At 37.0% G+C, this 14,035-nt stretch carries 14 protein-coding genes; 6 read left to right on the top strand and 8 right to left on the bottom strand.

The window, feature by feature from the left end; genetic code table 11:
- Nucleotides 1-18: 18 nt before the first annotated feature.
- On the bottom strand, nucleotides 19-1,083 hold the full coding sequence (locus BXY58_RS09140) for an RluA family pseudouridine synthase (RefSeq protein ID WP_120213551.1): 1,065 nt from the start codon (nucleotides 1,081-1,083) through the stop codon (nucleotides 19-21).
- Nucleotides 1,084-1,127: 44 nt separating this feature from the next.
- The gene (locus BXY58_RS09135; protein WP_120213550.1) at nucleotides 1,128-2,177 is read right to left on the bottom strand and encodes a PASTA domain-containing protein; all 1,050 of its coding nucleotides are present in this window, start codon (nucleotides 2,175-2,177) and stop codon (nucleotides 1,128-1,130) included.
- 128 nt (nucleotides 2,178-2,305) lie between these two features.
- On the opposite strand from BXY58_RS09135, the gene hpt reads away from it, so the two are divergent.
- From hpt to BXY58_RS09105, 6 genes are all read left to right on the top strand, one after another.
- Nucleotides 2,306-2,860, top strand: coding sequence for a hypoxanthine phosphoribosyltransferase (hpt, locus tag BXY58_RS09130; RefSeq protein ID WP_120213549.1), 555 nt, complete (start codon nucleotides 2,306-2,308; stop codon nucleotides 2,858-2,860).
- A gap of 46 nt (nucleotides 2,861-2,906) precedes the next feature.
- The gene (locus BXY58_RS09125) at nucleotides 2,907-3,485 is read left to right on the top strand and encodes an adenylate kinase (RefSeq protein ID WP_120213548.1); all 579 of its coding nucleotides are present in this window, start codon (nucleotides 2,907-2,909) and stop codon (nucleotides 3,483-3,485) included.
- 73 nt (nucleotides 3,486-3,558) lie between these two features.
- On the top strand, nucleotides 3,559-4,542 hold the full coding sequence (gene obgE / locus BXY58_RS09120) for a GTPase ObgE (RefSeq protein ID WP_120213547.1): 984 nt from the start codon (nucleotides 3,559-3,561) through the stop codon (nucleotides 4,540-4,542).
- A gap of 25 nt (nucleotides 4,543-4,567) precedes the next feature.
- Entirely contained in the window at nucleotides 4,568-5,203 is a 636-nt protein-coding gene (locus BXY58_RS09115; RefSeq protein WP_170144214.1) for a porin family protein, read from the top strand.
- Nucleotides 5,204-5,245: 42 nt separating this feature from the next.
- A complete protein-coding gene (locus tag BXY58_RS09110; protein WP_120213545.1) occupies nucleotides 5,246-5,731 on the top strand; it encodes a DUF6438 domain-containing protein in 486 nt (161 codons plus the stop codon).
- A gap of 85 nt (nucleotides 5,732-5,816) precedes the next feature.
- A complete protein-coding gene (locus BXY58_RS09105; RefSeq protein WP_120213544.1) occupies nucleotides 5,817-7,067 on the top strand; it encodes a DEAD/DEAH box helicase in 1,251 nt (416 codons plus the stop codon).
- 28 nt (nucleotides 7,068-7,095) lie between these two features.
- Here BXY58_RS09105 and BXY58_RS09100 read toward each other — a convergent pair whose 3' ends face one another.
- The 6 genes from BXY58_RS09100 to BXY58_RS09075 form a co-directional block, all read right to left on the bottom strand.
- The gene (locus BXY58_RS09100; protein WP_120213543.1) at nucleotides 7,096-7,860 is read right to left on the bottom strand and encodes a TatD family hydrolase; all 765 of its coding nucleotides are present in this window, start codon (nucleotides 7,858-7,860) and stop codon (nucleotides 7,096-7,098) included.
- A gap of 70 nt (nucleotides 7,861-7,930) precedes the next feature.
- Entirely contained in the window at nucleotides 7,931-8,881 is a 951-nt protein-coding gene (locus tag BXY58_RS09095) for a GSCFA domain-containing protein (protein WP_120213542.1), read from the bottom strand.
- Between the two features lie 99 nt (nucleotides 8,882-8,980).
- On the bottom strand, nucleotides 8,981-9,952 hold the full coding sequence (locus tag BXY58_RS09090) for a polyprenyl synthetase family protein (protein WP_120213541.1): 972 nt from the start codon (nucleotides 9,950-9,952) through the stop codon (nucleotides 8,981-8,983).
- Between the two features lie 305 nt (nucleotides 9,953-10,257).
- On the bottom strand, nucleotides 10,258-11,397 hold the full coding sequence (locus BXY58_RS09085) for an inorganic phosphate transporter (protein WP_120213540.1): 1,140 nt from the start codon (nucleotides 11,395-11,397) through the stop codon (nucleotides 10,258-10,260).
- Between the two features lie 24 nt (nucleotides 11,398-11,421).
- Nucleotides 11,422-12,060, bottom strand: a complete 639-nt coding sequence (locus tag BXY58_RS09080; protein WP_120213539.1) for a DUF47 domain-containing protein — start codon at nucleotides 12,058-12,060, stop codon at nucleotides 11,422-11,424.
- A 150-nt stretch (nucleotides 12,061-12,210) separates the two neighbouring features.
- Entirely contained in the window at nucleotides 12,211-13,905 is a 1,695-nt protein-coding gene (locus BXY58_RS09075) for a DEAD/DEAH box helicase (protein WP_120213538.1), read from the bottom strand.
- Nucleotides 13,906-14,035: the final 130 nt, after the last annotated feature.

Genomic DNA, 14,035 nt, shown 5'->3' with positions numbered 1-14,035 from the left:
GTACAAATATATAAAAGTCTAATTATTATCAAGATATTTTCTCCAACGTTCAGATGCTTCCTGCATATCTTTCGGCATTGGACTTTCAAAATACATTTCTTTTTTAGTCACCGGATGAATAAATCCCAATGTATGCGCATGCAGAGCATGTCTTGGTAAAACTTCGAAAACATTCTGAACAAATTGTTTATACTTTGGCAAATTAATGCCCCGCATTATGATATTCCCCTCATATCTTTCATCATTAAATAACGTATGACCGATATGTTTCATGTGAGCTCGGATTTGGTGTGTTCTCCCTGTTTCCAGTTTACATTCTACCCAAGTCATATAGCGGAAACGTTCCAAAACTTTGTAATGCGTCACTGCATGTTTTCCGTGGCTACCATCCGCATAGGTGTACATCTGCATTCTGTTTTTCGGATGTCTGCCAATGTGTCCAATAATAGTTCCTTCATCATCCTGAACATTGCCCCAGACAAATGCCCAGTACAGACGTCTGGTTTTTCTGTCAAAAAATTGTTTGGCAAGATGGCTTAGAGCGTATTCATTTTTTGCAATCACCAACAGACCGGAAGTATCTTTGTCTATCCTGTGCACTAATCCTACTCTGTCAAGATCTGAATTATAGTCAGGATCTTTTGCAAAATGAAATGCCAATGCATTCACCAGTGTTCCATCCCAATTTCCAAAACCCGGATGTACAACCATCCCTGCATCTTTATCTACTACTACCAGATCAGCATCTTCGTAAACGATATTAATTGGAATATCTTGCGGAATAATGACATTTTCTCTTGGCGGATGCGCTAATAAAACACTGATCTCGTCACCTGGCTTAACTCTGTAATTTTGTTTGACAGCATTACCATTAACAACAACATTACCCGCACGACAGGTTTGAGATATTTTGTTTCGCGATGAATTTTGACGATGAATTAATAAAAACTTGTCAATACGAAGTGGTTCCTGATTTTTATCGACTTTGATATTAAGATGCTCATACAGCCCACTGTTTTCATCATCAACAGAGGCATCAGTTGTTAATTCGTCTTCTAAAAAATCTTCGTTATCGTCCAGCATAATTTAATTTTAAAAAGGCTTCAACAATATGTTGAAGCCTCTGTTTATTCTATTACTACTTTCTTGGGTTTAGGCTTTTCTACAGGTTTGGCTGTAGAAGATTGTGGTGTATTGGTATTTTGTTTTGCAGCTGGCTGATTAGAACCCGCACTCGTTGTCGATGGATTTGTCGAAACTTTGGGCTTCGTAACCGCAGGCGCAGATGTTGCAGCTGGCTGACTGTTTACACTCGTAGGTCGCTGCTCAACAGGCGGCGGTAACTCTCTATATTCAACAGGCGCCAACGTAGTATCAATCTTAGGTTTATACATCTCATCCAGCTGTCTGATTTTATTTTGTAACTCGGCAGGTGTCTTTTTGCTCGCCCAAAGATCAATCTGCATCCCCTGATCTCTGAGAGAACCAAACTCCGGATCCTGATAATAAACAATGTCAGAATCATCACTTCTACCGTCCTCGTGTTCTACAATTCCAACTTCGAATAAAGCCTGTGCAATAATTTTCTTGGCTTCCTGAACCGTTCTGCCTACAACATTAGGAATTGATACATTTCTAAGAGGGCCTGAACCAATTACTAAATCTACTGCCGAAAATCTCGGAATCTGTGTTCCCGGCTTCACACTTGTACCATTATAAATGATTCTAAGAACAGCATCTCGCTGGATACTTGGTTCATAAAGAGTGTCACCGACTTTCAAACCAACAAGATTTAACTGATTAAATGCCAACCCTTTATACCTATCAATAATATCAGGAATAGCTACTTTCGCCCAAGTTCTCGGATTAACTTTCAGTGTAATGATTCTTCCGTTCTTAACATTAGCTCCAGGATTTGGATTTACAGCTAAAACCTGAAACGGGCGATACTTTGGATCATATTTGAAACTGTCCACCTCGTATTCCAGACCAGAATCATCAAGGATCTTAATCGCTTCGTGAACAGTCATATTCATGACATTAGGAACGGGTACTTCCTCACCGTGATTGGTATGAAACTCCAGCCAACGGAATGTCAGCCAAACCAATCCGGCAAAAATGGCCATCGCTAAAACTATATTTACTAATACTTTCCAGTGGAAAAGTGATTTGAACATATGGATTCTTTTTCAGAAATAGTAACGCAAATATAAATAATTAAATTGTATTCCTAATTTCCGAACGCTGCAAAAAAGAAAATCGATCAATTGTTATAAAAACCTTATTTTTGTGCTTTGAAATACATATGGAGTCTATACAAGTTCACGACAAAAGTTTCGTACCCTACCTGAAACACGATGAAATTCAGGAAATTATCAAAAAATTAGCCCTTAGAGTTTACGAAGATTACAAAGATGAAACACCTATTTTCGTAGGCGTTTTGAACGGTGTAATTATGTTTTTCTCAGATTTTTTAAAATATTATCCTGGGAAATGTGAAATTGCTTTTTTGCAGGTAAGTTCTTATTCCGGGACACAATCTACAGGCATTGTTTATAAAAAAATGGACCTGACTAAAGATGTTGTGGACCGTCATATTATTTTGATGGAAGACATTGTGGATACCGGAAATACGCTTGAAAACCTTTTTGAATATTTCAAAAACACACAACGTCCAAAATCATTAAAAGTCGCATCTCTTCTTTTGAAGCCGGATGTTTTTCAAAAGGACTTCACGATTGATTATGTTGCTAAAGAAATCCCTAACAAATTTGTTTTAGGCTACGGTTTGGATTATGATGAATTGGGTAGAAATCTACCGGACCTTTATCAATTAGAAGAAGGCAGAATCAATCATTAATCAAAGAAAAAAGAAAGAAATAAATCATCAATAAATTAAAGAAATTATGATCAATATTGTTCTCTTTGGCCCTCCAGGAAGCGGAAAAGGAACCCAGGCTCAACATCTTATCGAGAAATTCAATCTGAAACAGATTTCAACAGGAGATCTTTTCCGTTACAATATGAAAAACGATACAGATCTTGGCAAATTAGCAAAATCATATATCGACAAAGGAGAACTCGTTCCGGATCAGGTAACCATAGATATGCTGATTGATGAGTTGAGAAAACCGACAGAAACCAACGGATTTATTTTTGATGGTTTCCCCAGAACGGCAACTCAGACAGAAGCTTTGGAAAACATCGTAAAAGAAGAGTTGGGAACTGAGATCAGTATTTGTCTTTCTTTGGTTGTTGAGGATGAAGTTTTGGTAGAAAGACTTCTTAAAAGAGGAGAAACAAGTGGAAGAACAGATGATTCTAACGAAGATATCATCAGAAACAGAATCAAAGAATATTATACCAAAACTGCAGAAGTTGCAGAACTGTATAAAAAACAAGGTAAATATGTAGAAGTTAACGGGATTGGCGATATCTCCGAGATTTCTGAAAAATTATTTGCTGAAGTAGAAAAAATTAAGTAAAAGCAAGAAGATGGAAGTTTGAAGCAGGAAGTTTTTCCACCTTCGGACTTCCACCTTCCATCAATAAAAAAATATGTCAAATTTCGTAGATTACGTAAAAATTCATTGTAAAAGTGGCCACGGTGGTGCTGGATCAGCCCATCTCCGCAGAGAAAAATACATCCCAAAAGGTGGTCCCGATGGTGGTGATGGCGGACGTGGCGGACACGTGATTATGAAAGGTAATGCCAATGAGTGGACTCTTCTACCCCTTCGCTATACACGTCACGTGAAAGCAGAACGTGGAGAAAACGGCGGTAAAAATCAATTGACCGGTGCCTATGGTGCCGATGTTTACATCAATGTCCCATTGGGAACTATCGCTAAAAATGAGGACGGAGAAATCATCGGGGAAATCCTGGAAGATGGTCAAGAAATCATTTTGATGGAAGGCGGAAAAGGCGGACTTGGTAACGAGCATTTCAAGTCTTCTACAAACCAAACACCCAGATATGCTCAGCCGGGAATGGAAGGCCAGGAAGGTTATGTCATTTTTGAATTGAAAATCTTGGCAGATGTTGGCTTAGTGGGATTCCCAAATGCCGGAAAATCCACGTTATTGTCATCGGTTTCTGCCGCTAAACCCAAAATTGCGGACTACGCTTTTACCACTTTGACACCTAATCTTGGAATCGTAGAATGGAGAAATTACAAATCTTTTGTAATGGCAGATATTCCCGGGATTATAGAAGGCGCCGCAGAAGGTAAAGGTCTCGGTCACCGATTCCTGAGACATATCGAGAGAAATTCGATTTTATTATTCCTCATTCCGGCGGATTCCGAAGATCATTTTCAGGAATTCAAGATTTTGGAAAATGAATTGAAAGAATATAATCCTGAATTGGTAGACAAAGATTTCATTTTATCCGTATCCAAAGCAGATTTGCTGGATGATGAACTGAAAAAAGAAATCGCCGCCGAATTCCCAGAAAACAGACAGCCTTTATTTTTTTCCGGTGTTACTGGTGAAGGACTTCAGGAATTAAAAGATGCCATTTGGAAAAAATTGCACGGATAAATTTAAACTAATAAAAACTATTACTATGAAAAAAATCATTTTGCTATTATTAATGGCAGTATCATCTTTAACGTTGGCACAAACGCATTTTGGAGTTAAGGCAGGATACATCAATTCTTCTTTAGACTGGAAGGATTCTCCCGATACATTTTGGGAAGATTTTTCTGACTTCGACTCCAAATCTTATTTTTATGTTGGAGGTTTTGCAGAGCATTTTTTAACCACTAAGCTGGCTTTACAAGGAGAACTTATTTATACCGAACTTGGTGGTAAAACAGCTGTTGATTTGTATGATCTTGTAGGAAATGAAATCATACAAGGCGGAACAATGGAGTTGAAATATAAATATTCACAAATTCAAGTTCCGATCTCAGCAAAGTATTATATTATCGATAAGTTTTCTGTTCTAGGCGGGTTTAATTTTGGATTTAATGTAGATTCTAAAATTAAAAGTGATTTTACTATCAATGGAAATTCTTCTAACAAATTGGAAAATGTAAAATCCATTAACGTATTTCCTTTTATAGGAACAGAATTTCATTTTAATAAAAATATTTTTGCTGACGCCAGATATAATTTTGGAATCTCTAATATCAACAAAGAAGGAATTGATACGAGAGTGAGTTTCTTCCAAATCGGATTGGGCTACCGATTCAAATAATTCGGAACAATTATTGAAAGCTATACTCCGAAAAAATTTACTATGAAATATATATTAAGCCTTTTAGTTTTTATTGGACTAATGTCCTGTACAACATCTCAGACAACCCAATATTCCAAGATTGAATATGAAGTAGGTCCTTGTTTCGGATTTTGTCCGATTTATAAAATCACAATTAACTCCGACAGAACAGCTGTTTTGGAAGCAGAACATTTTAACTTTTCTCAAGGAGAAGGTAAAGGCGATTTTGACAAACCAAGAGAAGGAACTTTCAAATCGACTGTCAGCAAAGAAGACTACGATCAATTAATTGCTTTAACTGACGCAGCTAATGTCAAATCCCTGAATGACAAATACGAGGATAAACGGATCATGGATGCTTCCAAAACCAATTTGAGAGTTTATTTTTCTGACGGCAGCAAAAAAGGTATCGCAATGTCCGCAGGTGAAAAGCCGGAAAAACTAACAAAACTTATTACTTACATCTCTGAATTGAAGCAAAAACAACAATGGGAAAAGATAAAATAAGATTAATTATTTTTCAACTACCTTTGCACAATACAATTCCTTCCGACGTGAGAAGGAATTTTCATTTTAATTAAAAATATTTCAATTGAATTTTGAACAATTAGGTTTAATCAAACCAATATTAGACGCTCTTAAAACCCAAGGTTACGAACAGCCGACTCCAATCCAGGAAAAAGCAATACCATCGATTTTACAGAAAAAAGATCTTTTGGGAAGCGCACAGACAGGCACCGGAAAAACCGCAGCATTTGCCATTCCCATCTTACAAAACCTTTCTGAAAAAGACCAACACAGAAACCAAATAAAAGCGCTAATTCTAACGCCAACGAGAGAATTAGCCATCCAAATAGAAGAGAATTTCCAAGCTTACGGAAAACATCTGAAACTAAAATCTTTGGTGATTTTTGGTGGTGTTAAACAACACGCACAGGAGCAACAGCTGAAAAGAGGTGTTGATATCTTGATTGCTACTCCAGGAAGATTATTAGATTTTATTTCTCAAGGGATTATTAAACTCCATCATCTGCAGATTTTTGTCTTGGATGAAGCTGACAGAATGCTGGATATGGGATTTGTACACGATGTGAAAAAAATCCTGAAAATAATTCCTGCTAAAAGACAAAACCTTTTCTTCTCCGCAACAATGCCGAAAGAGATTGCCAACCTTGCATCTGAGATCTTGGTAAATCCTGTAAAAGTAGAAGTTGCTCCGGTTTCTTCTACCGCAGATACCATTCAGCAAAGTATTTATTTTGTAGAGAAAGATAACAAGACTGACCTTTTGGTACATCTTTTACAAGATCCGAAATTGGATCAGGTTTTGGTATTTTCAAGGACTAAACACGGTGCGGATAAAATCGCCAGAAAACTCCATCAATCCAAAATTTCGGCTGAAGCAATCCATGGAAACAAGTCTCAGAATGCGAGACAAAATGCACTTAACAATTTCAAATCGAAAAAGACGAGAGTTCTGGTTGCGACAGATATTGCGGCAAGAGGAATTGATATCGATGAATTGAAATATGTCGTGAATTATGAATTATCTGATGTTTCCGAGACTTATGTTCACAGAATCGGGAGAACCGGCAGAGCCGGCTCGGAAGGAACTTCTTTTTCGTTTGTTGATGGATTGGATTTAGCTAACCTTAGAAGCACTGAAAAATTGATTGGCAAAAAAATCCCTGTGGTTAAGGATCATCCTTATCATACAGATAATCTTGTGGAACAGAAAAGAGATAGTAACAACAAGCCTTTTACTCCAAAGCCAAAACCCCAGGCAAAAACTGAAGTAGGTTTTAAGAAACCTAAGAATAAAGGATTTTTCCGAAAGAAATAAAAAAATAAAACCGGAAATATTTCCGGTTTTATTTTTTAAACAACTTCAAAGCATTTTCAGTTGTAATCCTATCGATTTCAGAAAAATCTTTTCCATAAATATCAACTAATTTCCCAGCAACCAATTCCACATATGCACTTTCATTTCTTTTTCCACGGAAAGGAACGGGCGCCAGATAAGGAGAATCTGTTTCCAAAACGATTTTATCTAACGGAATTTCATTCAGAAATTGGTCTATTTTCCCATTTTTGAAGGTCACTACTCCACCGATTCCTAAAATAAATTGAAGGTCAATAGCGTGCTGTGCTTGTTCAAGATTTCCAGAAAAACAATGGAAAATCCCACGAAGTTTTGGATGTCTTTTTTTCTCAAGAACTTCAAAAGTTTCATCAAAACTTTCTCTGGTGTGGATAACAATTGGCTGATCTTTTTCTATTGCCCAATCAATCTGTTGTTCAAAAGCTTTTACTTGGATATCCAAAGTCGATTTGTCCCAATACAAATCAATTCCGATTTCTCCAATTGCTACAAAATCTCTTTGATCTAGGTAATTTTTAACCAATTGTAATTCGTTTTTCCAAGATTCTGGCTGCACTGAACAAGGATGTAATCCCATCATTGAGAAAATTTTCCCAGGATATTCAGATTCTAATGAGAGCATTTTCTCGTGTGTTTCTGAATCTATTGCTGGAAGGAAAAACTTTTCCACGCCTTTATCCAAAGCCCTTTGAATAACTTCTGTACGGTCTTCATCAAATTGGTCGGAATATAAATGGGTGTGCGTATCTATCATAATTAATTATCAATGTTTAATTATTAATGATTAATCAAATTTTCAATTAATCATTGACAATTAATAATTACTAAAATATTTTATGTTTTACTTTCTTTTGTTGTTCCTTTATTCTGAGATTGATTTTATCCAAAAATTCCTGATATTTTGGATTTTTATCATCTGCTGTTTTATGGGTCAGGGCTGTGACAATCTTATTATTTTCATTGATGAAAACTTTGGTCTCATCCGAAAAATATGCGTTTCCAAATTTTTCCCAAATGTATTGCACTGCCTGAGAATTAGGATGAATCAAATCATCTTTATAAAAACGATAATCCCGAAGGTCATCCATCAAGATCTCATAAACAGGAAGATATTGACAGTTTTCTTTTCCAGAAATTACCTCGTGAATGGCTGTTATTAATTTTGATTTGCTCAACTGATTTTCAACAATACCGTCTTTTGTATGACGAACTGGCGAAACAGTAAATAAAATCTGAACATCATCTTTACAGATATCTTTTAGAATTTCAATCGTTTTATTGATAGAACTCGTCAGTTCCTGATGAGATAACAATCGTTTTTCAAAAAACTTTTGCGGAATCTTGTGACAATTGGCAACTAATCTGTTTTTTGGCAAAAATTCATAAATATAAGATGTTCCAAATGTCATGATTACAAAGCTTGTATTTTGCAAAAACTGATTGCTTTCTTCTATATTTTGGTTGATTTTCTCTAGAGACTTATGTGCATATCTGGAATCAAAAGAAGAATGATGATCCAGACTGATATAATTGTCATTGGCCAAAATTAGATCACTTTCCTGATATTCCTTCGCATCATAAACCTGCTGAATCGCCTGAAAAACGGAATAAGGATTGAAAATAGTTCCAAATGGATTGTTCAAAGATTGAATCTGGCCTTCAGAAAATTTCTCGTGCATCTCCGTTGCAAAACAGGAACCGATCGAGAAGATGCAATCTTCGACTCCTATTTTCTTTTCACTTTCATTAATATCTACTTCTGTCCTGAATTTCATTTTGATTTTATTAAACTGTTAATTTGTTGATCTGTAAAATTTCTAATGCAGCAATTCAACAATTCACGATTGAACAATTCTGCGATCTTACAATTTCAATTAACTCTCTCTTCTCAAAAGATAATTGGCTAATTCTCTGAATGGTAATTTCTTTTCATCAGGAAGATTGATCTTATCAAGGTAACTTTGTCCAATCTCGTTATGCTTCTGAATGAGCCTCAACACTTTATCATCCACTTTTGTTCTGCGGAATATTTTCTCCACGCTGTAGATTTTGTCAACGTTATCCGTTTTTTTAGAATACCAATAGTTCAGTTCAGATAATTCTTCTTCGTTAGCGTGTTCAAGAGCCAAAAGATAAAGAATTGTTTTTTTGTTTTCGTAGATATCACCAGCATGTTTTTTCCCAAATTGTTCCTGATTCCCAAACACATCCAGGTAATCATCCATAATCTGGAATGCAATCCCGATATGTTTCCCGAAATTATACATTGCTTCTGCATCCTCTTCCGAAGCTCCTGCGATCAAAGCGCCAATCTGGAACGATGCTGCGCTCAGAACACCGGTTTTGCTGGTAATCATATGGATGTAGTCATCATAAGTGACATTTTTCTGAGTTTCGAAGTTGACATCATTCTGCTGACCTTCGCAAAGAACAGCGCCCGTCTCTGAAAATATTATGATACACTTTTTGAATAACTCCGGCTCCAGATCTTCAAAGAATTGATAAGCCTTGATCAGAAGTGCATCACCGGAAAGAATCCCAACATTAATACCGTGCAGGGTATGAATGGTTGGTTTGTTTCTCCTCAACGGCGCTTCGTCCATAATGTCATCGTGGATCAATGTGAAGTTGTGAAAAAACTCGATGGCTAATGATGGTTTTAATGCTTTTTCCAGATCACCTTGAAACAAGTCGCAGGCCATCAGAACCATAATCGGACGGAGCCTTTTTCCGCCGTGGGAGATGATATAGTTCATTGGGCTATACAGCTCGTCCGGCTTGTTGGTGAAAGAATGTTTTTCTATAGCGTCCGCTACAATTTTCTGATACTGATCTAGAAATTCCATTTAAAAACTTGTTTAGGGCAAAAATACGATTTTTTCGATGTTCCGAAAAACCGAATCAGTAAGAAACTGGGATTAAATCTAAATTATTTATTGAAGATTTATTTGCTTAAAAAATGTTGAAAGTGGCGAAACTGCGTAAGGGCGAAGGCAATTGTCGGAGCTCTTCCCGGGAAACCTTGCAAGGTTTCCCGGGAAAGCGACTTGCCGTAGACCGGCCCGCTTGCGTTTTGTACGGAAAAGCCTCACAGATTCTGGAATCTGTGAGGCTTTTCCGTACAAAACGCAAAGGGATACGCCCAATTATTTTATATCAATATCACCAAAAGATAAGTGAGTCCTGCAATGATTGCACTGATAGGAATGGTAAGTACCCACGCCCAAAGTAAGCTGACGGTAACACCCCATCTTACGGCTGATACCCTTTTTGTCAAACCAACACCAATGATTGATCCTGTAATGGTATGAGTCGTAGAAACCGGGATTCCAAGATGGTCTGTGATAAATAATGTCACAGCTCCGGCTGTTTCAGCACTTACACCTTCCAACGGCGTAACTTTTGTGATTCTCGTTCCCATTGTTTTGATGATTTTCCAACCGCCACTCATTGTTCCAAGCCCAATTGCTAAGAATGAAACGAACGGTACCCAAAGGTAATGCTGAGCAAAATAACCGAATCTTTCTGCTTCCGGAATATTAAGGTATTGCGGATCGTGGATCATATTAACGTGGAAATAGATCATCGCAGCACCAATAATTCCCATTACTTTCTGCGCATCGTTGGTTCCGTGACCAAGACTGAATAACGCTGATGAAACCAGCTGCAGCTTTTTGAAAGCACGTTCTGCTTTGTGCGGATTCGATCTCTTGCAGATGTTTACAATAATTAATGTGATGATGATGGAAACAAACATCCCGATAAACGGCGCCAGAAATATGAAAAGGAAAATCGGAATAACGACTTTGTACTTAACAATATTTTGTGAGAACAGCTGTTTGAAAGACTGTGTTACGGCCTCAAAAAATGAATATTCCGGATGTGTCTGCGTGACAACGTGGTAATCTGTGATCAAAGCATGCATCAATGCAGCCCCAATAAAACCTCCAATCAATGTGTGTGATGATGATGACGGGATACCGAACCACCAGGTAAATAAATTCCAGGCAATGGCTGCCACTAATCCTGAGAAAATCACCTCCAGTGTGATGAAGTTTTCGTCGACAGTTTTAGCAATCGTATTACCAATTTTGAACTCGCCAACGACATAAGCGGCGATAAAAAAAGCAGCGAAGTTCCAAAGTGCTGCCCAAAGAACTGCCTGAAAAGGCGTCAAAACTTTTGTAGAAACAATGGTTGCGATAGAGTTGGCCGCATCGTGAAAACCATTGATAAAATCAAATATTAGCGCTAATGCGATAATAATAATTAGTAGAATTGGAAATTCCATTCGTTTTATTTTTTGGTCTCGCGCTTATGCGTATTTGATAACTATGCTTTCCATTGTGTTGGCAACATCTTCTGCTTTATCCGTAACGATCTCCAGATAATCCAGGATAGATTTTTGCTTAATGATCAAGATAGCATCATTGGTTTCAAACAATTTTACGATAGCCTGGCTCAAAACGTCGTCCGCAATATTCTCATACGAATTGATCTTGATACAAGATTCTCTCACCTCATCCGGGTTTTTGAAATCTTTCAGATTTTCCAAAGCTTTCTTAATCTCAAGACAAGATTTGTGGATCAATAATGAAAACTCTGAGTAAACCTTGTTGTCCGGGCTTTTGTATAAATAAATATATTTTGCAGAAGCATAAATATAATCTGCGATATCATCCAGACCAGAAGCCAGATAATTGATATCTTCTCTGTCAAACGGTGTGATGAAGTTTTCTCCCAATTGTACAAAAATCTCGTGTGTAAGATCATCCAATTTGTGCTCGTAATCACTCATCTGATTCAACAGCGTTTCATCATTGATATCAAATTCTAATAAACCTTCGTGAAACGTTTTTGACATCTCTACCAGGTTATCTGCTACGCGAAGAAACAAATCAAAAAAGATTTTGTCTTTTGGCTGAAATGCTCTGAAAATATTACCTATTCCCATTTTTTAATGTTAATTTCTGCAAATATGATAAAAAACAAAAGGCGATGAAAATTTTTATGTTAAATAATTATTAAGATTAGAAACCATAAAAACCTGCTGATTAGCAGGTTTTTATAAATTAATTTAAGGTTAAAAATGAATGCTTGGCTATTAATTAGCAACTTCTGCACGCATTTCTTTTCCCCGAAATTTCATACTAGTTAATCCATCCAAAACTTCATTCTTGAATGATTTCTCGATTTCGAAGAAACTGAACTTGTCTAATATTTCGATATCACCAATGTCGGCTCTCTTTTTAGATTTTGAAGTCGCTTTATTGATGATCTCCAACATATCCATTTTTTTCAGCTGGTCTCTTTTACCAAGATTGAAGAAGAATCTTACCATATCTTCATTCTTTCTTCTTGGTTTTCCTCCTCTGTCACTTCTATCGTTTCGGTCTCTTCTTTCTCTCTTTTCACCATTTCTCTCACGCTCTCTTCCTCTCTCTCTTCTGCTACCTCTGTCGTCCCCTCTAGTATTGAATTCTTGCTGCTGGATGTCATTTCTATCCTTATAATAAGTCGCAAGATCTTTCAATTGGAATTGTAGTAACTGATGAACCAATTCTTCTTTTGTAAAGCTGGAAAGATCCGGAATCAAAGAATCATCAAATTCGAAGAAATCTTCGTGCTCCGTTAATAATTTTTCGAAAACACCACCAACCTGAGCTTTGATAATATCTTTTCCAGTCGGGATTTTCTTCTCCTCAATCTCGATTTTTGTTTCGGATTTGATTTGCTTCAATTTTCTAGACTCTTCTGGTTTAATCAAAGCCATAGAAATCCCGTCTTTTCCTGCACGTCCTGTTCTACCACTTCTGTGAACGAAAACTTCCGGATCATCTGGTAAAGAAAAATGAACCACGTGCGTCAAAGAATCAACATCTAACCCTCTCGCCGCAACATCAGTCGCAACCAGGATATCAATGTTTTTCAGTCTGAATTTTTTCATCACCGTATCTCTCTGTGCTTGCGAAAGATCTCCGTGAAGAGCATCAGCCGCATAACCATTCTGCATCAAGAAGTCTGCAACTTCTTGAGTTTCCATTCTGGTTCTGCAAAAGATAATTGAATATTGATTCGGATTGGCGTCGATCAATCGCTTCAACGCTTCTTTTTTCTGTCTGTAGCCAACTACATAATATTCGTGCTTGATGTTTTTCTTAACCGCATTGATAGATCCAACAGAAATTCTGTGTGGATTGGTCAAATAGTTTTTAGAAATACGCTCCACTTCTTTGTTCATCGTTGCTGAGAACAAGAAAGTCTGCTTGGTTTCTGGTGTTTCGCTAAGAATAGTTTCCAAATCATCTTTGAAACCCATTGATAACATTTCATCAGCCTCATCCAAAACAACCCATTGTACTTCAGAAAAATCTAAAGCTTTTCTGCCAATCATATCGATCACACGACCCGGAGTTCCCACAATAATCTGCGGTTTGTCTCTCAAAGATCGGATCTGATCCATAATACTGCTACCACCATAAACTGCTGTAGTTTTGATGTTTTTTAGGTATTTTGTATAATTTTTGATGTCTTTGGTAATCTGAAGGCAAAGTTCACGAGTCGGGCAAAGCACCAATAATTGGATTTTACGACTATTGTCGTCTATCATATCCAAAATCGGAAGCGAAAATGCTGCTGTTTTGCCTGTTCCTGTTGCCGCAAGTGCGATGAGATCGCGAGTATCTGTAGAGATAAAAGGAATAGTCTGTTTTTGGATTTCTGTCGGCTCTACGAAGCCGAGGTCGCCAATCGCCTGAAGAACTTCAGCGCTAAGATTGGATTCCGTAAATAAATTCATTTAAAGATCGTCTAATTTGCTGCAAAGATACAATTTTTATTTTTGATAACAATCAGGCTTCTTTTTTAACGATTCTTTATTACGGAAAATTAATATTGGAAAGTTAAATAATTTTAAGATTTAAAACTAT

This window comes from Epilithonimonas arachidiradicis (assembly GCF_003610695.1).
GTDB lineage: Bacteria > Bacteroidota > Bacteroidia > Flavobacteriales > Weeksellaceae > Epilithonimonas > Epilithonimonas arachidiradicis.
Note: the sequence above shows the minus strand (reverse complement) of the source record. Positions and strands in the feature narration are given on the sequence as shown.

Excerpts from the sequence above, each read along its gene's own strand:
- BXY58_RS09140 (WP_120213551.1), bottom strand. The coding sequence starts at position 1,083 with ATGCTGGACGATAACGAAGATTTTTTAGAAGACGAATTAACAACTGAT.
- BXY58_RS09135 (WP_120213550.1), bottom strand. The coding sequence starts at position 2,177 with ATGTTCAAATCACTTTTCCACTGGAAAGTATTAGTAAATATAGTTTTA.
- hpt (WP_120213549.1), top strand. The coding sequence starts at position 2,306 with ATGGAGTCTATACAAGTTCACGACAAAAGTTTCGTACCCTACCTGAAA.
- BXY58_RS09125 (WP_120213548.1), top strand. The coding sequence starts at position 2,907 with ATGATCAATATTGTTCTCTTTGGCCCTCCAGGAAGCGGAAAAGGAACC.
- obgE (WP_120213547.1), top strand. The coding sequence starts at position 3,559 with ATGTCAAATTTCGTAGATTACGTAAAAATTCATTGTAAAAGTGGCCAC.
- BXY58_RS09115 (WP_170144214.1), top strand. The coding sequence starts at position 4,568 with ATGAAAAAAATCATTTTGCTATTATTAATGGCAGTATCATCTTTAACG.
- BXY58_RS09110 (WP_120213545.1), top strand. The coding sequence starts at position 5,246 with ATGAAATATATATTAAGCCTTTTAGTTTTTATTGGACTAATGTCCTGT.
- BXY58_RS09100 (WP_120213543.1), bottom strand. The coding sequence starts at position 7,860 with ATGATAGATACGCACACCCATTTATATTCCGACCAATTTGATGAAGAC.
- BXY58_RS09095 (WP_120213542.1), bottom strand. The coding sequence starts at position 8,881 with ATGAAATTCAGGACAGAAGTAGATATTAATGAAAGTGAAAAGAAAATA.
- BXY58_RS09090 (WP_120213541.1), bottom strand. The coding sequence starts at position 9,952 with ATGGAATTTCTAGATCAGTATCAGAAAATTGTAGCGGACGCTATAGAA.
- BXY58_RS09085 (WP_120213540.1), bottom strand. The coding sequence starts at position 11,397 with ATGGAATTTCCAATTCTACTAATTATTATTATCGCATTAGCGCTAATA.
- BXY58_RS09080 (WP_120213539.1), bottom strand. The coding sequence starts at position 12,060 with ATGGGAATAGGTAATATTTTCAGAGCATTTCAGCCAAAAGACAAAATC.
- BXY58_RS09075 (WP_120213538.1), bottom strand. The coding sequence starts at position 13,905 with ATGAATTTATTTACGGAATCCAATCTTAGCGCTGAAGTTCTTCAGGCG.